20 protein-coding genes and 2 pseudogenes are annotated in these 23,308 nt (G+C 68.8%); 19 read left to right on the top strand and 3 right to left on the bottom strand.

Translation table 11 applies throughout. The features are described from left to right. Positions 1-10 precede the first annotated feature (10 nt). Positions 11-859: a type I methionyl aminopeptidase gene (map, locus tag H507_RS0110510; protein WP_022910673.1), complete on the top strand. Its 849-nt coding sequence runs from the start codon at positions 11-13 to the stop codon at positions 857-859. A gap of 25 nt (positions 860-884) precedes the next feature. Here map and H507_RS17385 read toward each other — a convergent pair whose 3' ends face one another. Further along, complete coding sequence (locus H507_RS17385; RefSeq protein WP_022910674.1) at positions 885-2,027, bottom strand: GNAT family N-acetyltransferase; 1,143 nt, start codon at positions 2,025-2,027, stop codon at positions 885-887. A gap of 84 nt (positions 2,028-2,111) precedes the next feature. Between H507_RS17385 and H507_RS0110520 the strand changes: the two genes are divergently transcribed. Beyond that, complete coding sequence (locus tag H507_RS0110520) at positions 2,112-4,184, top strand: prolyl oligopeptidase family serine peptidase (protein ID WP_022910675.1); 2,073 nt, start codon at positions 2,112-2,114, stop codon at positions 4,182-4,184. Between the two features lie 13 nt (positions 4,185-4,197). Next, complete coding sequence (locus H507_RS0110525) at positions 4,198-4,566, top strand: DUF1707 SHOCT-like domain-containing protein (protein ID WP_245558909.1); 369 nt, start codon at positions 4,198-4,200, stop codon at positions 4,564-4,566. Between the two features lie 18 nt (positions 4,567-4,584). Here H507_RS0110525 and H507_RS0110530 read toward each other — a convergent pair whose 3' ends face one another. Continuing rightward, positions 4,585-4,869: a YciI family protein gene (locus tag H507_RS0110530; protein ID WP_022910677.1), complete on the bottom strand. Its 285-nt coding sequence runs from the start codon at positions 4,867-4,869 to the stop codon at positions 4,585-4,587. 156 nt (positions 4,870-5,025) lie between these two features. Here H507_RS0110530 and H507_RS17390 point away from each other — a divergent pair, with 156 nt between their 5' ends. The 10 genes from H507_RS17390 (at position 5,026) to H507_RS16160 (ending at position 13,042) form a co-directional block, all read left to right on the top strand. Then, entirely contained in the window at positions 5,026-6,459 is a 1,434-nt protein-coding gene (locus tag H507_RS17390; RefSeq protein ID WP_157438959.1) for a neutral zinc metallopeptidase, read from the top strand. Positions 6,460-6,483: 24 nt separating this feature from the next. Beyond that, entirely contained in the window at positions 6,484-7,434 is a 951-nt protein-coding gene (locus H507_RS0110540; RefSeq protein WP_026378092.1) for an aldo/keto reductase, read from the top strand. Positions 7,435-7,606: 172 nt separating this feature from the next. After that, positions 7,607-7,828, top strand: a complete 222-nt coding sequence (infA, locus tag H507_RS0110545) for a translation initiation factor IF-1 (protein ID WP_022910680.1) — start codon at positions 7,607-7,609, stop codon at positions 7,826-7,828. Between the two features lie 37 nt (positions 7,829-7,865). Further along, positions 7,866-7,979, top strand: coding sequence for a 50S ribosomal protein L36 (rpmJ, locus tag H507_RS0110550; RefSeq protein WP_020575560.1), 114 nt, complete (start codon positions 7,866-7,868; stop codon positions 7,977-7,979). A gap of 303 nt (positions 7,980-8,282) precedes the next feature. Continuing rightward, positions 8,283-8,657, top strand: a complete 375-nt coding sequence (gene rpsM / locus H507_RS0110555) for a 30S ribosomal protein S13 (RefSeq protein WP_022910681.1) — start codon at positions 8,283-8,285, stop codon at positions 8,655-8,657. A gap of 72 nt (positions 8,658-8,729) precedes the next feature. Further along, positions 8,730-9,143, top strand: a complete 414-nt coding sequence (gene rpsK / locus H507_RS0110560) for a 30S ribosomal protein S11 (protein ID WP_026378093.1) — start codon at positions 8,730-8,732, stop codon at positions 9,141-9,143. Positions 9,144-9,171: 28 nt separating this feature from the next. After that, complete coding sequence (gene rpsD / locus H507_RS0110565; RefSeq protein ID WP_022910683.1) at positions 9,172-9,777, top strand: 30S ribosomal protein S4; 606 nt, start codon at positions 9,172-9,174, stop codon at positions 9,775-9,777. Positions 9,778-9,998: 221 nt separating this feature from the next. Further along, positions 9,999-11,024 (top strand): DNA-directed RNA polymerase subunit alpha, encoded by a 1,026-nt coding sequence (locus tag H507_RS0110570; protein ID WP_022910684.1) that lies wholly within the window; start codon positions 9,999-10,001, stop codon positions 11,022-11,024. Between the two features lie 62 nt (positions 11,025-11,086). Further along, positions 11,087-11,659, top strand: coding sequence for a 50S ribosomal protein L17 (rplQ, locus tag H507_RS0110575; RefSeq protein WP_022910685.1), 573 nt, complete (start codon positions 11,087-11,089; stop codon positions 11,657-11,659). Positions 11,660-11,788: 129 nt separating this feature from the next. After that, positions 11,789-13,042, top strand: a complete 1,254-nt coding sequence (locus H507_RS16160; protein WP_022910686.1) for an MFS transporter — start codon at positions 11,789-11,791, stop codon at positions 13,040-13,042. Position 13,043: 1 nt separating this feature from the next. On the opposite strand, the gene H507_RS0110585 is transcribed toward H507_RS16160, so the two are convergent. After that, positions 13,044-15,683 (bottom strand): FtsX-like permease family protein, encoded by a 2,640-nt coding sequence (locus tag H507_RS0110585; protein ID WP_022910687.1) that lies wholly within the window; start codon positions 15,681-15,683, stop codon positions 13,044-13,046. Positions 15,684-15,855: 172 nt separating this feature from the next. Between H507_RS0110585 and H507_RS16165 the strand changes: the two are divergent. The 6 genes and pseudogenes from H507_RS16165 to H507_RS0110615 all read left to right on the top strand — a co-directional run. Then, a pseudogene (locus H507_RS16165) lies at positions 15,856-16,914 on the top strand (glycosyltransferase); the annotation flags it as partial. Between the two features lie 176 nt (positions 16,915-17,090). Then, positions 17,091-17,705 (top strand): hypothetical protein, encoded by a 615-nt coding sequence (locus tag H507_RS0110595; protein ID WP_022910689.1) that lies wholly within the window; start codon positions 17,091-17,093, stop codon positions 17,703-17,705. Between the two features lie 6 nt (positions 17,706-17,711). After that, positions 17,712-19,250 (top strand): arylsulfatase, encoded by a 1,539-nt coding sequence (locus H507_RS16170; RefSeq protein ID WP_022910690.1) that lies wholly within the window; start codon positions 17,712-17,714, stop codon positions 19,248-19,250. Between the two features lie 235 nt (positions 19,251-19,485). Further along, on the top strand, positions 19,486-20,601 hold the full coding sequence (locus H507_RS0110605; protein WP_022910691.1) for an ABC transporter permease: 1,116 nt from the start codon (positions 19,486-19,488) through the stop codon (positions 20,599-20,601). 243 nt (positions 20,602-20,844) lie between these two features. Further along, a pseudogene (locus tag H507_RS0110610) lies at positions 20,845-21,459 on the top strand (ABC transporter permease); the annotation flags it as partial. Between the two features lie 107 nt (positions 21,460-21,566). Beyond that, positions 21,567-23,279 (top strand): ABC transporter substrate-binding protein, encoded by a 1,713-nt coding sequence (locus H507_RS0110615; RefSeq protein WP_084707776.1) that lies wholly within the window; start codon positions 21,567-21,569, stop codon positions 23,277-23,279. Positions 23,280-23,308: the final 29 nt, after the last annotated feature.

Consider the following 23,308-nt stretch of genomic DNA (forward strand, 5'->3'; position numbering starts at 1 on the left):
GGAGCTTCCCATGCGGAGCCCGCGCAAGCCGACCTTCGAGCGCAAGTCCCCCGATCAGCTCAAGCTGATGCGCAGGGCCGGGCTGGTCGTCGACGAGGTGCTCCGCACCCTCTCCGCCGAGGTGAGGCCCGGCGTCAGCACCCGCGAACTCGACCAGATCGGGCGCGAGATCCTGGCCGCCCGTGGGGCCAGCTCGAACTTCCTGGGCTACGGCGCCGACTGGGGTATCCAGCCGTTCCCGGGGGTCGCCTGCATCTCGGTGAACGAGGAGGTCGTGCACGGGATTCCCGGCGACCGCGTGCTCGCCGAGGGTGACATCGTCTCGTGCGACTTCGGCGCCGTCATCGAGGGGTGGCACGGAGATGCCGCCCGCACCTTCCTCGTCGGCGAGGTGTCGGACGAGGTCCGAGAACTCTCGCGGGTGGGCGAGGAGGCCATGTGGGCCGGGATCGGTGCCACCCGGGTGGGCGCCAGGATCGGCGACATCTCGGCGGCGGTCGAGGCCTCCACCTCATCGCACCGGCGCCGCTACGGCATCATCAGGGACTTCACCGGACACGGCATCGGTTCGGAGATGCACATGTACCCCGACGTGCCCAACCACGGACGCGGTGGCCGCGGCCCCGTGCTCAACGAGGGTCACGCCATCGCGATCGAACCCATGGTCACCCTGGGCAGCGGCGACGTCGCCGAACTCGAGGACGACTGGACGATCGTGACCCGCGACAGCTCGTGGGCCGCGCACTGGGAGAACACCGTCACCCCCACCGCCGCCGGTGTCTGGGTGCTGACCCTTGAGGACGGCGGGGAGGCCGAGCTGACCAAGCGCGGCATCCCCTTCGGTCCGCTCGCGGACTGAACCGACGCCGTCGGAACGGCCTGGTTCAGACCTTCTTCTGCCAAGCACCCCCGACCGAGGCCACCTGGTAGCCGAGGCGGTCGTTGATGGCGAGCATCCACTGGTTCTCGCCCGCGTTCCAGGTGTGCACCCGCTCGGTTCGGGGCCACTCTCGGCGGAGCCACTCGAGATTGGCAGCCTTCATCAGTTCGCCCAGCCCGTTGCCCCGGTGTGAGGCGAGCACGATGGTGACCTCCTGCCACGCGACCGCGGGCAACTGTGGCCGCCGCCGGATGTTGGTGTAGCCGGCCAGCTCTCCTGAATCCACGTGGCGTGCGGCGGTGGTCAGGCCCATCCAGTTGCGGTAGGTGTCGCGCTCGGACGAGGCGACCCGGTCCGCCGTCCACACCTCGTCCTCGAGTTCGAGCTCACCCTTGGGCACGTCGGTGCTCATGGCCAGGTTCAGCCGGGCCTTCGCCTCGAGCAGTTCCTCGGGGGTCTCGTTGATCCACTGCACCAGTTCGTAACCGTGCGGGAGATGGGGGACCGACACCTGCGTTCCATGCACCCTCTGCACCGAGTGCCGCTCGCACTGGGCCAACGAGAACCCGTGACGGAGCGCGAACCGGGCGGGCACGTCACGAGCGATCGAGAAGGCACCCTCCCTGGGGTGCAGCGCGTCGTCCCGGCCTTCGCCGTTCTCGTGGGTACCCCAGCTGATCAGGGTGTCCACCCCCCAGTCACGGGCGACGGTCTCCACCGCTCGGACCAACATGGTGCCGACTCCGCGACGACGATGGTCGGGGTCGACGGTGACCTCGAAGCCGTCGAGCAGGTGGAGATTGTCGTGGCGGCTCTGCATGATCATGCAGGTGCCCACCACGACCGCGTCGCCCGGGTCGTCATGGGGCTGCAGCAGCGGCAGACCGGCCTCCTGCCCGGACGCGAAGACGGGCCCGGTGAGGGCGAGCAGCAGCCGCTTGCGGGCGTTCTGCTGTTGGGCGAGTGACTGAAGGTAGGCCTCGGGAATGTTGGTGAAGTCATCGTGGCCGAACACCTCGCGCCAGGCCCGGTTGTCGACCTCGACCGCCGCTCGCAGCAAACCGTCGAGCACTCCGGGATCGCGTGACGAACCGTCCGCCTCCACCGGGGGAAGGTCGGCCATGGCGACGTGGTAGCTGTTCTGCACGCCCTCAGTGTGCGTCGGGCACCAACGGCCTGGCGAGCGGTTTTCCGGCCGCCCCTTGTCGGTGCCACTGTCTAGGCTGGTCGCATGCCCCACCCCCAGACAGCGGCCCATGACCTCGTCGAGACCCTGCACGGCCACCGGATCGCCGATCCCTACAGGTGGCTGGAGGACCCGGACTCCACCGCGACCCAGCAGTGGGTCGAGGCGCAGCGTGACTGGTGTGAGGAGGTCTTCGCGGGGATCCCCGAGCGGGCCCACTTCAGCGACCTGATGCGCTCGATCGTCGTCCGGGAACGACGCGGGACACCCGACCGGCAGTCCGGCTGGTACCTGCGCAGCACCAACGACGGTGGCCAGCCCCAGGACTCCGTGGTCGCCAGTCGTGACCTCGACGAGGTGCTCGGCGGCGCGGCGCCCGTGCTGCTCGACCCCAGCACCTGGTCGGAGGACGGCACCACCTCGCTGGGCACCGTGTCGGTCAGCCCCAACGGCCAGCTGGCGGCCTACACGGTCAGCGTCGCCGGATCTGACTGGACGAGCATCCGGGTGCTCGACCTGCACACCCGCACGCTGCGCGACGACGAGGTGACGGGCAAGTTCGCCCGTCCTGACTGGTTGCCCGATTCGTCGGGGTACCTGTGGTTCGACCACCCCGGTTCCGGGGACGCCACCGGAACAGAGACCAAGACCATGGGTGAGGCCGTGCTGAAGCGCCACCTGCTCGACGGTTCAGATGACTTGGAGCTGTGGCGGGCGGGTGACCCCGACCTGCACGCCTGGTCCCAGGTGCTGCGCGCCCCCGGCCAGCGACATGCCTGGCTCACGGTGACCACGATGCTGGGCACCGAGCGGCTCAGCGACATCCTGGTGGCCCCTGTCGATGGCGCCGGAGTCGGTGAGCTGCGAGCCCTGTTCGGCAACCGATCGGCCTGGCGCCAACCCATCGGTGTCGACGGGGACGACTTGCTCGTGCTCACGTCCGATTCCTCGCCCATGGGCCGGATCGACCGGGTCGACCTGTCCACGGGGCGCTCGCGCACGCTGGTGCCCGAGGGGGAGTGGCCGATCGAGGAGGTGGCCTTCAGCCGGGCACACCTGGTCGTCCACACGCTGGAGGACGCGCAACCGGTGCTTCGTCGCCACGACCTGACCGGAGCCGATCTCGGACGAGTACCGCTGTCGGGCGGCCAGTTGATGGCGCTGTCGGCCGAACGTGACTCCGACGAGGTGCTGCTCGGGTTCTCGTCGGTCAACTCGCCGCGCACCAGCCACCTGCTCGATGCCGCCAGCGGACGGGTCACCGACCTGCCGGGGGTGGCGGGCTCGTCCGAGCCCCTGCAGGTGCGCACCGAGCGCAGAGGGGCGACCAGTACCGATGGCACCGAGGTGCCCTACTTCCTGATCAGCCGCGCTGACCTGGGTTTCGACCAGACCCGCCCCACGCTGCAGTACGGCTACGGCGGCTTCCACATCCCGATCCTGGCCGATCACCGGCCGGGTTGGGAGGGGTGGCTGCGCGCCGGCGGTGTGCTGGTGATCTGCAACCTGCGCGGCGGCTCCGAGTACGGCACGGCTTGGTATGACGCCGGCCGCAAGCAGCACAAACAGCGGGTGTTCGATGACTTCATCGCCGTCGCGGAGCACCTGATCTCCACGGGTGTGACGACGGCCGGGCAACTGGCCAACTACGGTCGCTCGAACGGGGGATTGCTGGTGGGTGCCACGCTGACCCAGCGCCCTGACCTCTGGGCGGCCAGCATTCCCCAGGTCGGTGTGCTCGACCTGCTGAGGTTCCACACCTTCACGGTCGGCAAGGGGTGGACCTCGGACTACGGCAACCCCGACCTGCCCGAGGACTTCGAAGTGGCGCTGGCCTACTCGCCGCTGCACAACGTGCGCCCCGGCGCCCAGTACCCGGCCACCCTGGTGGTGACGGGAGACCACGACGATCGGGTCGTGCCGGCCCACAGCCACAAGTTCACGGCGACCCTGCAGGCTGCCCAGGGCGGGCACGCGCCCATCGTCAGCCGGATCGAGACGGCCACGGGCCACGGGCCGGGCAAACCGCTCGGGATGGTGGCGGACGAATGGGCCGACGTGCTCGCCTGGGCGGCGCACTTCACAGGGCTGTCGGTGCCGGGCGCCCACGTAGACTGAGGGGGTGAGCAACATGCCGATCTCGTCGAAGTACCGCAGCCAGGCCCACCTGCCCGTGAGCGATGGTGAACGCGAAGATCTCGTGCGCCGACTGAACGAGTCGTACTCGGCCGGTGACATCGACGTGGACGACTACCAGCCACTGCTCGACAGGGTGTTCGCCGCCCGAACCCTGGGGGAACTGCTGCCGGTGGTCGAGCGACTGCCGGTGAAGCAGACCTACAACTCGCCAGCCATCGTCGCGCAGGGGACGTCCGGCCCGCCCCCGGGGGAGTTGACCCCCACCCGCCCGGCGCTGCGGGCAGGTATGGCCGTGATGATCGGTGGCGGGATCGCCGCCCTGGCCCTGGTGCTCGCGATCCTGGCCGTGCTCATCTTCTGAGCAGCGTCGTCAGGCGACTCACTCGACGAAGACGCCGATCACAGGATCCCAGGAGCGCACGCTGACCTCGGTGACGAGGCCCTCGCGCTGGAAGGGGTCATCGGCGAGCAGCGCGGTTGCCTCGTCGGTGTCGTCGATGCGCAACAGCAGAAGCGCACCCTCGGGGCTGTCGTTGAGCGGGCCGGAGGCGGCAAGGGTGCCCTGGTCGGCGAGCCCTCGCAGGAAGGCGCGGTGCTCCGGCCGCACCTCGGCCAAGGCGTCGGGAGCGTTGAGGTAGGTGTAGGTCACCACGGAGAAAGCCATGGCTCCGACCCTAGCGGGCGCGGCGGGGATGTCGTCCTGGACCCGAATTCGCCGAATGCCCATTCAAGCGTCGTCCGGGGAGCGTGATGGGGCTGGAATCCGGCCCTCCCGACTGGAATCATGGGTGCAAGCAAGGGGGCAGAAAAGGGGAGCGCCGTGACCGAACCGCGTGGTGGCTGGCCGCCGCCCCCTCCGGGGTCGTGGGTGCCGCCCTCGAGCTCGTCCGACGTGCCCGGTGTGTACTCCCAACCCGGCCAGCAGCCACGCTCGGGCCAGCCCGGACAGCCTGATCAGTACGGGCAGCCGGGTCAGTACGGGCAGCCGGGCCAGTACGGACACCAGTCACCGGGCCAGTACGGGCAGCCGGGCCAGTACCCCGCCCAGGGCCAGTACCCCACCCAGGGCCAGTACTCCTCCCCACAGGGCCAGTACGGGCAGTACCCCCCGCCCAACCCTTACTCGGGGCCACAGCAGGCCCCGCAGCAACCCCAGTTCTGGTCGGACCTGTACCCCACGGCCCCCTACCTGCCGTCACGGCAGGCGGGCGGCGGGCGTCCCGGTCGTGGCACGTCCGCGGGCGCGATCGTCATCAACACGCTCGCAGTGGTGCTGGTGGTGTCGTTCGCGGTGGTCGGGTGGTCGTGGCTGAAGCGTGACCTGGCCACCTCCTTCGGGCCCGTGACGGTGCAGACCCCGCAGGGCCCGGCGACCCAGCCGCCGCCCACCACCGCCCCGCCCAGCGGTGCCCCCACCACACCCGGCTCCAGCCCCACGCGGACGACCAGCGTCGTCCCCTCGGGTCAGGGCACCACGAAGCCGACCACCGCGCCGCGGACGACGAACTCGCCGCCCCCGGGGGTGCCGAGGGTCGACTGGGGGCCGCTCCCGGGATCGACCAGGACGGGCTCCGACTGGGTCACGGTGCAGCGCAATCGGCTGTACTCCCAGAAGATCGCCACCGCCGCCTGCCCTCGGCTTCCCGACCCGATCCCCTCCGGGGCCGCCTACCGTACCTTGGTCGGAGGACTGGTCGACTGCGAGTACAAGCGTTGGCTGCCGGCGCTGACCGCGATCGGCGTCACGTACTCCAAACCCAGGGTGGTCTTCTTCAGCGGTTCCGCCACCTCTGAGTGCGGCAGTGTCACGGCCCAGGAGGTTTCGTTCTACTGCCCGTCGCGAACCCGGCCGACCATCTACGTGCACACCAACCTGAGTCAGCAGTCCAACCAGTGGTGGCGCCTGCGGTTGCCCGAGACGATCAGCCACGAGTTCTTCCACCACGTGCAGGCGTCTGCGGGCATCCTGCAGTCGGAGTACATGCTGGTCCAGGGGGGCATGGACGACGACGAGGGCACTCGCCGGATCGAGCTGCAGACGTTGTGCATCACCTCGAGGATCCTCTCCACCACGCCCGCCTGGGGGTTCACCAGCCGCGACTACTCCCTGATGGTGCGCTGGTTCCGACAGGGCGAGCAGGACTCGGACCACGGTGACGCGGAGTCGAACGACTACTGGGGCCGACGCGGGTTCTCGATGGTGAACGTGGGCGGCTGCAACACCTGGACGGTGCCGGCGGCCAAGGTCTCCTGACACCGCCTGACTAGGCTGGTGCCCATGACTCTTGCCATGCGCCCGCTCGGATCAGGTCCCCAGGTCAGCATCGTCGGCCTGGGAGGCAACAACTTCGGACGACCCGGCTCGGCCACCGCCGACCGCGCCGGCACCGACGCCGTCATCGGCGCGGCCATCGACGAGGGGATCACCCTGATCGACACGGCCGACATCTACAACGACGGACGATCCGAGGAACTGATCGGTCAGGTGCTCACGCCGACTCGTCGGGCGCAGGTGGTCGTGGCGACCAAGTTCGGCCACCAGCACGCCACCGCGCCGGGGGCCGACGGATGGGGGGCCAAGGGTGCCGCTGACTACATCAACCGGGCCGTGGATGCCTCGCTGTCCCGGCTGGGAATCGATGCCATCGACCTGTACCAGATCCACACCCCCGACCCCGAGACACCCATCGTCGAGACACTGACCGCGCTCGACGGTCTGGTCAAGGCAGGCAAGGTGCGAGCCATCGGCCACTCGCAGTTCACCGCCGAGCAGGTGCTCGAGGCCGACCGGGTCGCCAAGGAGCACGGGCTGACCGCTTTCGTCAGCGCGCAGAACCAGTACTCCCTGATGGAGCGCGACCTGGAGGCAGCCGACCTGCCCGCCATGCGCCAGGTCGGTCTGGGTCTGCTGCCCTTCTTCCCGCTGGCCAGCGGTCTGCTCACCGGCAAGTACCGTCGGGACCACGTGCCCACCGGTGTCCGTCTCGAGCAGCGCCCCGAGCGACTCGAGGGGGTCGACTGGGACCAGCTCGAGGACTTCCGGCTGCTGTGCGAGCGGGCCGATGTGCCCATGGTGCAGGCGGCCATCGGGTGGCTGATCGCCCAGCCGGGGGTGAGCTCGGTGATCGCGGGGGCCACTCGTCCCGAACAGGTGCGGGCGAACGCCGCAGCGGGCCGTCGAGCCCTCGAACCCGAGTTCCTGGCACAGGTCGACGCGCTCTTCCGCTGACGGCGTCCGAGGGGCGGGGTTCGGGGAGCGGGTTCGGGGGTCGTCCGATTTGGGTCGTACCCGGCCCCCGGCGTAGAGTGGGGCGTCGGTCAACTGTGGCCGGAATGGTCATGCCCCCACGGGGGTACTCCCGTGCCCTCATCCCGAGGACACACCAACCGATTAGGACGCAATGGCGAAGAAAGAAGGAGCCCTCGAACTCGAGGGAACCGTGGTCGAAGCCCTGCCCAACGCGATGTTCCGCGTTGAGCTGGCGAACGGGCACAGGGTCCTCGCGACCATCAGTGGCAAGATGCGGCAGCACTACATCCGCATCCTTCCCTCTGACCGGGTCGTGGTGGAGCTCTCTCCTTATGATCTGACCCGCGGCCGTATCGTCTTCCGCCACAGGTGATCAACCCAACCCATCAGTTCGATCAGAAAGTAGCTCGATGAAGGTTCAGCCGAGCGTCAAGAAGATCTGTGACAAGTGCAAGGTCATCCGCCGGCACGGTCGCGTGATGGTGATCTGCGAGAACCCGCGTCACAAGCAGCGCCAGGGCTGAGCCCCGGCCGGTGCGTGAGCGGGCCGCAGGCTCGCCCTCCACGGATCAACATCTGACACAACTCAACACCCAAACGTGCACGCACGGCCGGAGGAACACTCCGGTCCCACCCCCGGACGAAGGCCGGGGCCCCCATCGTCAGCACAGTCCGACGATGCACCCACCCGGGCGACCAACCCGGGCACGGGCGACCAGGGGACGCGGCACGCAGACACCTTCGCGGCCAGACCAAACCGCACTCCACACACAACCCTGCGGGAAACAGGGGGAGTCGGGGCCGAGACCACCTAAGGAACTGCCACCATGGCACGTTTGATTGGCGTCGACCTCCCGCGCGAGAAGCGCCTCGAGGTCGCACTGACCTACATCTTCGGCGTGGGACGCACTCGCGCCCTGGAGACCCTGAAGGCCACCGGAATCAGCGGTGACCTGCGAGTCCACGAGCTCACAGACGAGCACCTGGTTGCTCTTCGTGACCACATTGAGGCCAACTACGAGGTTGAGGGTGACCTTCGCCGCGAGGTGGCTGCCGACATTCGCCGCAAGATCGAGATCGGCAACTACCAGGGCCGTCGTCACCGCGCCGGTCTGCCCGTCCGCGGTCAGCGCACCCGGACGAATGCCCGCACCCGCAAGGGCAAGAAGAAGACCGTCGCCGGGAAGAAGAAGGTTCGCTGACGCAGCTGCGTTGGCTGACCTTCACACGAAGACTCCCTCTCGTCCGAAGATTTCAGGAGAAGACCAAGACTCATGGCTACTGCAAGCCGTAAGAGCGCCGCGTCTGCCAAGACCAAGGTGCGCCGCAAGGAAAAGAAGAACGTGGTGGCCGGGCAGGCCCACATCAAGTCCACGTTCAACAACACCATCATCGCCATCACCGATCCGGCTGGCGCCGTGATCTCGTGGGCATCGGCCGGCACCGTCGGCTTCAAGGGTTCGCGCAAGTCGACCCCGTTCGCCGCCCAGATGGCCGCCGAGTCGGCTGCTCGTCGTGCCATGGAGCACGGCATGAAGCGCGTCGAGGTGTTCGTCAAGGGCCCGGGTTCGGGTCGTGAGACCGCCATCCGTTCACTGGCCGCCGCGGGCCTCGAGGTCGGAGCCATCTCCGACGTCACCCCGGTCGCCCACAACGGCTGCCGTCCGCCCAAGCCCCGTCGCAACTGACCCGAGACTCACGAAAAGGATTTGAACCATGGCCCGTTACACCGGCCCCATCACCAAGAAGTCTCGTCGTTACGGCACCGACCTGGTGGGCAATGACAAGGCTTTCGAGCGTCGCCCCTACGCCCCCGGCGTGCACGGCCGCGGCCGCACCAAGGACTCGGAGTACTCGCAGCAGCTGCGCGAGAAGCAGAAGGCGCGTTTCGCCTACGGCGTTCTCGAGAAGCAGTTCCGTCGTTACTACTCCGAGGCCGCCAACACCTCGGGCAAGACCGGTGAGCTGCTGCTGCAGATCCTCGAGTCGCGTCTCGACAACGTCATCTACCGCGCTGGATTCGCCTCGACCCGTCGTCAGGCCCGCCAGCTGGTCGTGCACGGCCACTTCACCGTGAACGGCCACAAGGTGAACGTCCCCTCGTACCGCGTGACCCCGCACGACATCATCGACGTGCGCGAGAAGTCGCTCAACCTGACCCCCCTCGTGATCGCCCGTGAGACCCACGGCGAGCGCGAGGTGCCGGCCTGGCTGACCGTGCGCCCCAACCGGATGCGCATCCTCGTGCACCAGCTGCCCACTCGCGACCAGATCACGGTCGACGTGCAGGAGCAGATGATCGTCGAGCTCTACTCGAAGTGACCTGACGGCGTGGCCCCGGGGTCACACCCGACGAGCCGCCGGATTCGCTCTGTCGTCTCGTCCGGTGTGCCCGGGGGTCACGCCCCAGCCGACTCGTCGCCGGTTCACCCCGGCGCGACCAGGCACCCCCGCCCTGCACACGCAGTCGCGGATCAGAAACCGCCCTCGGGCGGATCTTTGCTCGCATCGTCAAATGGTGGTCGATGCGGAAAGGAACACACATGCTCATCGCTCAGCGTCCGACCCTGTCGGAAGAGGTCGTGGACGAACACCGTTCACGCTTCATCATCGAGCCGCTGGAGCCCGGCTTCGGCTACACGCTCGGCAACTCGCTGCGCCGCACCCTGCTGTCGTCCATCCCGGGCGCCGCCGTCACCAGCATCAAGGTCGAGGGCAACCAGCACGAGTTCTCCACCCTCGAGGGTGTCGTCGAGGACGTCACCGAGATCATCCTCAACCTCAAGGGCCTGGTGCTGTCGTCCGAGGAGGACGAGCCGGTCAGCATGTACCTCAACAAGTCCGGCGCTGGAGCAGTCACCGCTGCTGACATCCAGACCCCCGCCGGTGTCGAGGTGCACAACCCCGACCTGCACATCGCGACCCTGAACGAGAACGGCAAGATCGAGATGGAGCTCGAGGTCGAGCGCGGCCGCGGCTACGTGTCGAGCGTGCTCAACAAGAACCCCGACGCCGAGATCGGTCGGATTCCCGTTGACTCGATCTACTCGCCGGTGCTGAAGGTCACCTACAAGGTCGAGGCCACCCGCGTCGAGCAGCGCACCGACTTCGACAAGCTGATCGTCGACGTCGAGACCAAGCAGTCCATGGCTCCCCGCGACGCCGTCGCCTCGGCCGGGCGCACCCTGGTCGAGCTGTTCGGCCTGGCCCGCGAGCTCAACGTCGACGCCGAGGGCATCGAGATCGGCCCGTCGCCGGTCGACGAGCAGTTGGCCCAGGACCTCGCCCTCCCGGTGGAGGACCTGAACCTGTCGCAGCGTTCGTACAACTGCCTCAAGCGTGACGGCATCCACACCGTCGGTGAGCTGCTGAGCCGTTCCGAGCAGGACCTGCTCGACATCCGCAACTTCGGCTCGAAGTCGATCGACGAGGTCAAGCAGAAGCTGGCCGAGCTCGGTCTGGCCCTGAAGGACTCCGCCCCGGGCTTCGACCCGATGGCTGCCGTCACGGCCTACGACGAGGACGGCTACACCGACGACACCGATTACGCCGAGACCGAGCAGTACTGATCCGCACCCCCTCCTCGTGGTCCTTGAACGGCCTCGAGGCAACACCACTGGAGATTTGAACAATGCCCAAGCCCACGAAGGGTCCCCGCATCGGTGGCACCCCGGCCCACGAGCGGATCATCCTGGCGAACCTCGCCAGCCAGCTGTTCGAGCACGGCCGCATCACCACCACCGAGACGAAGGCCAAGCGCGTTCGTCCGTTGGCCGAGCGCCTGATCAGCAAGGCCAAGCGCGGTGACCTGCACAACCGCCGCCAGGTGCTGACCGTCGTCACCGACAAGTCGGTCGTCGACATCCTGTTCCACGAGATCGCCCCGAAGATGGACGGTCGCGACGGTGGCTACACCCGCATCACCAAGATCGGGCCCCGCAAGGGTGACAACGCCCCCATGGCGATCCTCGAGATCGTGACCGAGGCCGTCGCCAAGAAGTCGGCGCCTGCCGCTTCGGCCGACGAGACCAAGGACCAGATCAAGGCGTCGGCCACCACCGACGCGCCTGCCGAGGAGGTCGTGGTCGACGAGACCGCCGCCGACGAGGTCGTCGTGGAGGACTCGGCCGACGAGACCGCTGCCGACGAGGTTGCTGCTGACGAGGCTCCCGCCGCCGACAGCGATGCCAAGGACCAAGCCTGACGCTCGCGTCTGATGGGTCGGCACCCGCCGACCGATCGGCCGCCTGAGGCACACCGAAGCGCCCGTTCCCTGGGGGACGGGCGTTTCGCGTTCCCTGACCGTGCCCGAGCCACCCGAGAGGGGTGCACCATGAGCAGCTCACCGGAGGACCGGAGGTCCACCGCCCGCGACGGGAGGGGTGGCCATCGACCCGGTGACCCGGGATTCACCCGACTGCGGATCGCACTCTTCCTGGCCGGGGTGGCCACCTTCGCCCTGCTGTACGCACCTCAGGCCGTGCTCCCCGAACTGACCACCGCGTTCGCCGTGACACCCGGTCAGGCGGCGCTGGTGATCTCCGCCGCGACCCTGGGGCTGGGAGTGGGGCTGCTCGTGGCGGGTCCGCTCTCCGACGTGGTCGGACGCACCCGCCCCATGCTGGTCTCGCTCGTCGTCTCGGGCGCGCTCGGCCTGGCCGTGGGTCTGGTGGGCGACTGGAACCTGCTGTTGGTGCTGCGCGCGGTGCAGGGCTTCACCCTGGCCGGGCTCCCTGCGGTCGCCACGGCGTACCTGCGGGAAGAGGTGCACCCCCACCACGTCTCGCGGGCGACCGGTCTCTACATCGGGGGCAACGCGCTGGGCGGCATGAGCGGTCGCCTGGTGACCGGTCTGGTGGCCGACCTGTGGGGGTGGCGATCCGGGCTGGTCGCGATCGGCGTGGTCGGCGTCGCGTGTGCCGTCGCCACGGTCGTGCTGCTGCCGCGATCAACCCGGTTCGTGGCCGCCGAGGCCAGTGCTCGGGCCGTGCTCGTCCGCGCCCGCAAGGCGGCCAGCGATCCCGTGCTGTGGGGACTCTACGTCGTGGTCGGCTGCCTGATGGGGGGTTTCGTCAGCGTCTACAACGTGCTCGGGTTCCGGTTGGTGCAGTCCCCGTTCAACCTGTCGGTCGGTGTCGCCTCGCTCGTCTTCACCAGTTACGTGATGGGCTCGGTGGCCAGTTCCACCGCCGGTCGGCTCGCAGATCGGATCGGACCGCCGACGGTGGTGTCGGTCGGCGTGCTGCTGGGATGCCTGGGTCTGGCGGTGACGATGCCCGACCGGCTGTGGGTGATCATCGTCGGGCTGGTGTTGTTCACAGCCGGGTTCTTCGCCGCTCACGGGGTGGCGAGCGCATGGGTCACCTCGCGCGCCGCGCGCATCGGTGCACCGATCGGGCAGGCGGCGAGTTTCTACCTGACCAGCTACTACGTCGGTTCGTCGGTCGCCGGCGCCTTCTCGGGCTCGGTGTGGAGTGCCGCGCGCTGGCCCGGGCTGGTGGCCATGGTGGGCGCGCTGTGGCTGGTCGCACTGGCGATCGCTGTCGTGCTGGGGGTGGTCTTCGTCCGCAGGCGAGCCGCCGGCTGACTCAGCCGACGTCGGCCAAGGCGTGCACCGGGGTCGCCCGAGCGGCGATGGCTCCGGGCACCACGGAGGCGAGGGCGGCCGTCACGACGGTGCCGACTGCCCCGACGGCGAGCAGGGTGGGCGAGGTGCCCCACGAACCGGGTGGCATGCCCAACCGCTGCACCACGGCTTGCGCGCCGAGCCAGCCGAGCCCGGTGCCGACCACGACCGACGAGACGACGGCCACCGCCGCCAGCAGCAATGACTCGACCAGCACCATCCGTCTGAGGTCGTCCCGGCTCGCACCCAGCGCGCGTAGCAGTGCCGACTCCCGCGTGCGCTCGAGCACCGACAGGCCGAGGGTGTTCGCCACCGAGACCAGGCCCACGACCGCGACGATGGCCAGCAGGGTGCTCACCAGGGTCACGACCGAGCTGATCCGTGCGTTCACGAGGGCCTTCTGTTGCACGTTCCCGGAGGCGGCCAGCGCCGGGTTGTCGGGCAGCAGCCGGGCCATCAGCGACTCGACCACGGTGGTGCTGGTGGTGGCCTGTGGCTCGAGCGAGACGAGCATCAGCCCGTCCTTGGAGGCCATCCCGAGCTTCGCGAAGGTCGTCGGACCCACCACGGCGACCTGCGGGCCGAGATTGAGTTCGGCGACCCGCAGCCGCAGCTTGTTGCCCAGCACCGGGATGAGGTCGACCCGTGCACCCGGCTGCACGTGAAGGCTGCGCAGCTGGTCCGTGGGCAGACCGATCCAGCCCTCGGGGATGGCACCGTCACCCCGTGCGAGACGGTGGGCCTCCGCAGTGATCTGGGCAATCGGCAGCGTGCTGAACACGCCGGGGCCGGCGAGGATGGTCACGGGTTGTGTGGTGCGGAACATGGCGGCGTCCCTCACCCCCGCCGTGGCCCGTACGGTGGCGAGCGCGCCCGCGTCGAAGCCGACGTAGTAACCGTCGGAGTCCTTCGACCCCGTGTTCACCTGCCCGTTGACGGGGTCGGTCGACTCGGGGTCCAGCTTGGCCGAGGCGAGGCTCAGGTCGACCGGGTACAACTGGTCAAGCCGGGCGTGGGCGCCCGATCGTCCGACGTTGGCTCCCGCCAACAACCCGGCGAAGACCAGCAGCGGCACGACCATGGCGACCACCGCCGAGCCGGTGCGGGCGGGGTTGCGCGCGAGGTTTCCCGATGCCACCACGGTGACCGGACGGCGCGCGACCCGCCCCATCCACGTGGCGGCTGCCCGGGCGGTGGGACGCATCAGCAGCAGCAGGCTGACGGCCAGCACGGCCCCCGCGACCAGCGTCGGCCACCAGCGAGCACCGCTGGCGACGCCGACGGTCAGGGCGACAAGTGCCGCGACGGTGACGGCCAGGTCGCTGAAGCGTCGTCTGCCCTCGCCCGGCGGGAGTGCGACCGTGCTGAGTGCCTCCAGCGGCGGCACTCGCGAGGCCTGCCAGGCAGGCGCTGCGCTGGCTGCCACGGTCACCAGGCCGGTGGCGAGCACGGCGAGCACGACCCGGGGCCACCCGATCACCAGACCGAAGGCCAGCGTGCCCGGATGGGTGGCGGCGGCCAACCACGCCCCGCCGATGCCCACAGGGATGGCGAGGACGGCGCTGACCAGCCACAACAGGGTGGACTCGGCCAACATCCACCGCGCGGCCTGCCCCCGATGGGCACCCACGGCGCGCAACAGGGCCAGATTGCGGCGCCGGGCGGTCAGCAGCATCCGCTGGGTCGCGGTGATGGTCAGCGCACCCACGAACAGAGCCAGTGCCGCGCTACCGACCAGTACCCACGGGAGCCAGACCGTTCCACCCCGGCTGGCAGCCGCAGCCCTGTCGACCACCTCGGATGCGAGCCAGGGCTTCGCGATCGAGCCCAGGATCACCTGGTCGGTGAGAGCGTGCTGTACCCGCTGAACGGTCTGTGACGGGTTCGCGGAGGCCACCAACAGGTCGACCCCGACGGCCGAGCCGGACGACCCGGGTGTCTGCTCGGCGGCCTCGTCCGGTCGCGCGATCGTCCCTGGCGGAGGGGGCAGCAGCACCACGTCGGGGCGCTGGAAGAAGGCCAGCGTGACATAGGCCGGGGCGCGGGTGTAGCCCCCGTCATCGGTCAGCCCCACCACCGTCAGTTCGCCCCCCGCCAGGCGGCTGAGCCGCACGCGGTCGCCGATGCCGACCCGGAGGTCGCGGGCCACCTCACGAGTGAGCATGATCTCGTTGCCTGTGGCGGGGGAGCGGCCCTGCACGGGCCTGTACCACTGCAGTGCTGGAGTGCCCACTGTCGAGGTGAGCATCACATCGGCCCCGAAGCCCTCGTGGGTGAGCAGTGAGCGGAGTTGGCTGAACCGTTCGACGGCGGTGACCGACGGATCAGCCGCCAGCGCCTTCTCGGCGATGGCCAGTCCCGCGTCCCGGTCGGTGAGCGAGCGCCAACTGTTCCAGACATGGGTCTCGACCACGACGTCGGCACGGCTCGCCCAGACGGCGCTGCGCTGTTTGACGGCGCTGGTCTCGGTGGCGAGGTACACCTGCGTGGCGACCAGGAACGCGATGGCGATGGTCGAGGCGAGCAGGGTCGCCACGAAGCGCATCGGTTGCAGCCGGAGTTCCTCGCGGGCCAGCCGCCACGAGAGGGGTGCTCCGAACATGGGCCAAGTCTGGCACGGGCAGGGTGCCCCAGCCCCGGCCCACAGCCCCGGCGCCCCAGCCCCGGCTCCAGAGCCCCGGCGCCGGGGAGCGGATGGCTAAGCTGCTGGGGTGCCCACCGACCAGTTGAGGATCGCCCAGCTCGCCAACTTCGTGGGGCCCGTCTCGGGTGGCATGAAGGTGGCCATCGACCAGTTGGGCAAGGGTTACGTCGCCGCGGGGCACGAGCGCATCCTGGTGATACCCGGGCAGGTCGACTCCGAGCAGGAGGACGAGTTCGGCCTCGTCGTGCGCGTGAGGGCCCCCCGCATCTCGAAGGACTACCGGATGATCGCCCGCCCGTGGCGAGCGCTCGACGTGCTGGACCGGTTCAGGCCGACCACCATCGAGGTCAGTGACAAGTGGACCCTCTCGCCGGCGGCTCGTTGGGCCCGGCGACGTGACATCGGCTCGATCCTGTTCAGCCACGAACGCTTGGACGACATGCTGGGCATGTGGCTCCGGCGCCAGTTCGGCGTCGAGTCGGCTGTCGGTGGACTCAACCGGCAGCTGTCGAAGAGGTTCGACGCGGTCGTCACCACCAGCCAGTACGCCGCCGAGGAGTTCGAGAACACAGGGGCCCGGTTGTGGCACGTGCCCCTCGGGGTCGACCTCGAGACCTTCCACCCCTCGGTCGGGCGGCCGGCCGATGACGGGGTGCTCAAGCTCTGCTACGTGGGCCGGATGAGCCGTGAGAAGAGCCCCCATCTGGCCGTCCAAGCAGCCGTCGAGTTGCACCGGCGAGGACGACCGGTACGTCTCGACATGTACGGGGTCGGCCCCGACACCGAGGAACTGCGTGAGCTGGCCGGCGATGCGCCCGTCGTCTTCCACGGGTTCGTCCAGGGCCGCGACGAGGTGGCCCGCAAGTTCGCGGCCAGCGACATCTCGTTGTCGGTCTGCCCGGCCGAGACCTTCGGTCTCGCGGTGCTCGAGGCGATGGCCTGTGGCACCCCGGTCGTCACCGCCACCCGCGGTGGGGCCAGCGAACTGGTCGACGCCACCTCCGGGGAGTCCGGACGCCCCGACGCCCGCGGGATCGCCGACGCGGTCGAGCGGCTCGTCCCGCGACTCTCGGACGACCTGCGGCGCACCGCGCGGACCAGGGCCGAGCAGTACACCTGGCAGGCCTCGGTCGACCTGATGCTCGACCTGCACCGCCGGCTGGCCGACCCCGTCGCCCGGGCCGACTGGCTGAGGAGCGGGGGGCCGGCACGAGCCGCCGCCACCCGCGGGCGGGCGTCCGGAGCCGACCCGACGTCCGGTACCCACCCGACCATGACCGAGTCGACCGTGACCGACCCGACCATGACCGACCCGGCCAACACCGATCCGGCCAACACCGACCAGCACGGGGGAGCCCAGCAGTGATGAAGATGTCCAGCCTCGTCCGACTCGCCACCGTGCTCGGCATCGGCGCCGTCACCCCCGTGGTGGCGCTCGCCCCGAGGCCCAGGGGTGGCGACCTGACCGTCGACGACCTGGTCCGACAGGTGTCGGCGTCCTCCCTGCAGGGTTGGCACCTGGTCGACCACGCCACAGCGGTCGTGCATGCCTCATTCGACCACTACTCCGCCTGGCACCTGTGGGAGACCCCGGCGCAGGCGCTGGCGGGCGGGCGAGGCTCGTCGGTGCAGGTGAACCAGGTGTTGGCCGAGGTGCTCGACGGACTGGGGTTCGACGTCGAACTGGTGCACGCGGCCAGGGTCAGGTTCGGAGGCAACCCGTGGTGGCACGCGGGTCACCTGTGGGCCCGGGTGAGCATCGGCGACGACCTGCGCGACGTGTGCGCGGTGGACGGACGCAACCGGGCTGGTCACGTGGTGTTCACCCCGCTCACCGAGGTGCGCGAGGTGCACCCGTGGACCGTGCCCGCGGGCATGCTGGGGCTGGCTCCCTTCGTGGTGGTGCAGGTCTGGCGACAGTTGCTGCTCGGCGACGAGGTGCCGAGCTGGATGTACCGCCCCTTCGACCAGAGAGCCTGACGTTCCTTGCGCGCTGAGCCTGCCGACCCCCGCCCCACCAGTCCTGAACCCGTCAGCGCCGATCAGCGACCCAACATCATCCTGATCTGCGTCGACCAGATGCGTGGCGACACCATGTCGTCGGCGGGGCACCCCGTGGTGCAGACCCCGAACCTCGACGAATTGGTGGCCACCGGGACAGCCTTCTCGTCGGCCTACTCGGCGACCCCGACCTGTGTGCCGGCGCGGGTGGCGCTGTTCACGGGGCAGTCGCAGGAGCGGCACGGCCGTTACGGCTATCGCGAGGGAGTTCGGTTCCAGGAGGCCCACCCCGTGACCCTGCAGGGCACCTTGCGCGAGGCCGGCTACCAGACCCAGGCGATCGGCAAGATGCACGTGTGGCCCGAGCGGGCGCGGTGCGGTTTCGACAACGTGCTGCTGCACGACGGGTTCCTGCACTTCGCGCGCGGACGACACCCCCGCCATGAGGACAATGACGACTACCTGACCTGGCTGCGACGCCAGCCCGGCCTGGCCGCAGCCGACATCGACGACCACGGGGTGGGCTGCAATGACGTCGTCGGCCGTCCCTTCGACAAGGACGAACGCGTGCACCCCTCGACCTGGGCGATGACCGAGGCGGTCGACTTCCTGAAGCGGCGCGATCCCACCTCGCCCTTCTTCCTCTACCTGTCGTTCCACCGGCCGCACGGGCCATTCGACCCGCCCCAGTGGGCGTGGGACCTCTACCGCGACGCCGACGTCGCCGAACCATCCGTGGGGGACTGGGAGGACGAGCTGCCGGGTCGCCGTGACCACCGCATCCGGGCCCAGTTCGGACGTCGCTCCCGGGCCGTGCGCGAACAGGTGCTCCGCGGTTACTGGGGCAACATCACCCACATCGACCTGCAACTCAACCGCCTGCACGAGACCTTGACGGCGCGCGGTCTGGCGCACAACACCGTGATCTGCTTCGTCTCCGACCACGGGGACATGATGGGCGACCACCACCTCTACCAGAAGGCGGTCGGCTACGAGGGCAGCGCTCGCGTGCCGTTCGTCGTGCAGGTGCCCGGTGGTCACGGGGCCGCAGCAGGGCGGTGGCGAGACGAGGTGGTCGAGTTGCGCGACCTCGCCCCGACCCTTCTCGACCTGGCCGGTGTCGACATCCCCGACGAGATGGACGGGCGATCCCTGGTGCCCCTGCTGGCCGGGGCCGAGCCGCAGGACTGGCGCGACCACCTGCACGGTGAGCACGTGATCAACCACTTCGGTCTGGTCGAGCAGATGCACTGGGTGACCGACGGCAGCAGCAAGTTCTGCTGGTTCTCGGGCTCAGGGCGCGAGCAGTTCTTCGACCTGGTCGACGACCCGGGAGAGTGCCACGACCTGGTCGACCACCCGGGCCGGCTCGCCGAGGTCGACGCCTGGCGGGCCCGGCTGGTGGCCGACCTGTCCGGGCGCGAGGAGGGGTTCGTCCGTCTCACCGATGACGGCGCCCCAGAACTCGTCCCGGGGCGTCCGATCTCGTCGTGCGCGAGTTGGGTGCCCTCGGCCGCCCACTGACCTCACTGAATGGCTGGCACCAATTTCCGGGAGAGTCGCACGGGAAACCGTCAGGAGCGGTCCCGTCGACAACGCGATCGCCCTGAACCGCTCACCGGAGGTGAGCACTCCGCCCACGGGTTGGGACGTTCCTCCTGTCAACGACCTGTGAATCGATTTACTTGCCGTCAGTTCCCCAGCCGACCCGCGTCGGGCGGCTGACCTCTGACTCACATGGCGGTGACGAATGGCGCAGATGGTCGTCGAACCCACGACCCCCTTGGGGTCCGGCCCGCGCGCAATCCCGACCGAGGCCCCGCTCAGCCCTCGCCACACCGGGCGACTGCGCCTGCCGGGCGGGCTGGGGGCAGGCCGTGCCCGATTCTTCTTGCGGCGCGTCAGTGCTTACCTGGTGGTTGCCTGGGCTGCGGTGACGCTCAACTTCATCATTCCGCGCTTCATGCCCGGGGACCCCGCCGAGGCCGTGCTCCGTCGCATCCAGTTCAACACCGGACGAGCCCCCCTGCACTCAGAGATCGAGGCCGTCCGCCGCATCTACGGCGACCCGCAGAAGAACATCATCGGCCAGTACTTCGACTACTGGTCGGGGGTCATCCACTTCGACTTCGGTGTCTCGACCACCAGCTACCCGACCCCGGTCTCGGAGCTCATCCTGCAGGCCTTGCCGTGGACGGTGTTCCTGGTCGGAAGCACCACCCTGATCGCCTGGCTGATCGGCACGGCGCTCGGTGCCCTGATGGGATGGAAGCCGGGCAACACCTTCGACTCGATCTTCGCCCCGGTCACCACCTTCTTCCACGCCTTCCCCGGCTTCTGGCTGGGGCTGGTGTTGCTGTGGATCTTCGCCATCAAGCTGCAGTGGCTGCCCGTCTCGGGCGGCTACGACCCGAACGTGCCGTTCTCGCTGGGCAACTTCTGGTTCGTCCTGTCGGTCATCTTCTACGGCGCGCTGCCGATGTTCGCGCTCATCTTCATCGGGTTCAACGGCTGGCTCTTCTCGATGCGCAACGTCATGGTGGCCACCGTCACCGAGGACTACGTGCTGCTGGCCCGGGCCAAGGGCCTCAAGGAGTCGACCATCCTGATGCGCTACGCGGCACGCAACGCCCTGCTGCCCAACGTCACGGGGCTCGCCATGGCCATCGGCGGGGTGATCGGCGGCACCGTGCTGATCGAGGCCGTGTTCACCTACCCGGGCATGGGCTTCCTGCTGCAGAACGCCATCACCCAACACGACTTCCCGACCATGCAGACGGTGCTGCTGATGCTCACCGCCTGCGCCATCGTCGCCAACTTCGTGGCCGATTCCATCTACGTCCTGCTCGACCCCCGGGTCGCCGACACCAACTGAGGGGCTGACATGTTCGAGGGTTTCCTCAAGAACCGCCGGGTGCAGTGGGGCCTGGGCATCTTCGGTGCGTTCGTGTTCGTCGCAGTCTTCGGCGACCTGTTGATCAAGCTGGTCGGGTGGGGTCCGCTGGACGTCGACTACGACGCCCTCCACACCGGCCCGGGTCACGGTGGCCACCTGCTGGGCACCACCATCTCGGGCCAGGACGTCCTGGCCCAGCTGATCTCGGGCGCCCGCGGTTCGATGGCGGTCGGCACCCTGTCGGCCCTGTTGGCGATCGCGCTGGGTGCATTCATCGGGGTCTCGTCCGGCTTCTTCGGCGGCACCTACGACACGGTGATGAACGGCATCACCAACGTGTTCATGACGATGCCCTCGTTCGCCCTGACCCTGATCGCGGCCGGCTACATCTCCGCTGCCGGAGGCCCGGGCAGCAATGCCATGGGCTGGGCGTTGATGGCGTTCCTGATCGGCATCTTCGAGTGGCCGGGCATGGCTCGCTACCTGCGCGCGCAGACGCTCACCCTGCGCAGCCGCGACTGGGCGATGGCAACCAAACTGCTCGGCGAGTCACGGATGCGGATGATCTTCTCGGAGGTCTTCCCGCACCTGCTGGGCATCGTCTCGGCCACGTTCCTGCGCGCCATCATGGCCGGCATCCTCGCCGAGGCCGGACTGAACTTCCTCGGCGTCTCCACCGGAGGCGTCATCAGCTGGGGAACCATGATCACCAACGCCCAGAACCAGGGGGCCCTGACCCTCGGCTGGTGGTGGTGGTTCCTCACCCCAGGTTTGGCCATCGCGTTCATCGGCACCGCCGCCGCCCTGGTCAACTTCGGCCTCGACGAGGTCACCAACCCGAAGCTGCGCACCGGCAACGCCGGTGCGGTCAACCGCTTCATCAAGGCCCAACGGCGCGCCGCCCGGGCCTCCGCCTGACCCCCATCCCCGGAAGGAATCCCCCTATGGCCGATCCGCGTCTCGCACGCCGGTCTCTGTTCCTGGCAGCAGCAGCTGTTGCAGGGAGCGGAGTGCTCGCCTCGTGCAGTTTCGACAAGTCCACCAGCACCTCCACCGGCGCCACCTCGGGCAGCACGCCCGGTGGCAAGCAGTTCACCGTCGACACCCTCAACGTGAACTCGTTCGGGCCTCGTCCGTCGTTCGTCAACAACTTCTCGCCGTCATCACCGGCAGAAGGGGTCGTCGGCACCGGCTACCTCTACGAGACGCTGCTGTGGAACGACCGGCTCAATGCCAACAAGCTGTCACCCTGGCTGGCCAAGGAGTTCACCTTCGACCGGGCGGCCCGCACCATGACCATCACCCTGCGCGACGACGCGAAGTGGTCGGACGGCAAGCCGATCACCGCCGACGACGTCGTCTACACCGTGGTCGAGATGCCCAAGCAGGCCGAGAAGCAGAAGGCCAACGCCGAGACCTTCGACTTCACCGCCACCAAGGTGGACGACCTGACGGTCACCTTCACGTGGCCCGAGGACAAGGCCAATGCCGAGGGCGACCGTGCCGTCGGCAACCTGCGCCCCAAGCCCAAGCACGTCTACGAGAAGCAGAACCTGGCCACCTGGACCAACGCGGACGCCCCGGTGACGTCGACCCCGCTGACCCTCGAGCGGTTCACGCCCCAGCAGGTGACCTTCGCGGTGCGCGATGACCACTTCAACGGTCCCATCCCGCACGTCAAGAAGGTCAACTGGGTCACCTTCGGCTCGGCTGACGTCGGCAAGAACCTGCTGCTGCAGGGCAAGATGGACCTGGCCACCCTGTCGATCCAGAACTCCGAGGACACCTTCGTCAAGCAGACCGAGGGCAACAAGTACTGGACGCTGTACGCCAACTCGGCCGAGGGCTTCTTCTTCAACTGCGGCAAGGCCCCGTTCAACGACGTGGCAGTGCGCAAGGCGGTGTACCAGGCCATCGACACCGACAAGATCCATGCGCTCTACGACATCGGTCTGCCCTCGATCAGCCCCACCGGCCTCGACCCGCAGATCTGGGGCGACTGGGTCAAGCCCAGCCTCACCGAGCCGCACCGAGCCGACACCGAGGCTGCCAAGAAGACCCTGGCCGACGCCGGCTGGACCGTCCAGGGGGGCAACCTCACCAAGGACGGCAAGTCGTACCCGATCAGCTACAAGACAGTGGCCGACTACACCAACTGGTCGACCTGGGCCGACGGCGTGAAGGACCAGCTCAAGACGGTGCTCGGCATCGACATCAAGGTGCTCAAGGTTCCCGACGCGCAGATCTGGGAGCAGTACAACAAGGGCGAGTTCGACATGGGCATGACCTGGGTCGCCAGCGGCACCCACATGGGCTTCGTGTACTCCGACCTCGACTCCAAGCAGGCCATGCCTGTGGGCGAGGAGGCCAGCGCCAACCCCGGTCGCGTCAAGGACCCCGAGCTGGACGCCCTGCTCGCCAAGGCGCAGGCCGAGACCGACGAGGCCAAGCTCAAGGAGTTGGGCTACCAGATCCAGCAACTGGTGGTCGACAAGGCCTACATCGGCCCGGTCAACCCCGGCGCCAACTTCATCGAGATGAGTGGCAAGAACTGGACCGGTCTGCCCGACAAGCTCGAGGCCGGTTCGCCGGTGCCGCTGCCGTACGGCACCGCCGACACCTGGATGATGCTCCAGAAGCTCGTGCCGGTGCGCTGACCCTCGCGGTCACCCACACGCGGGTGGGG

The organism is Aestuariimicrobium kwangyangense DSM 21549, assembly GCF_000421525.1.
GTDB lineage: Bacteria > Actinomycetota > Actinomycetes > Propionibacteriales > Propionibacteriaceae > Aestuariimicrobium > Aestuariimicrobium kwangyangense.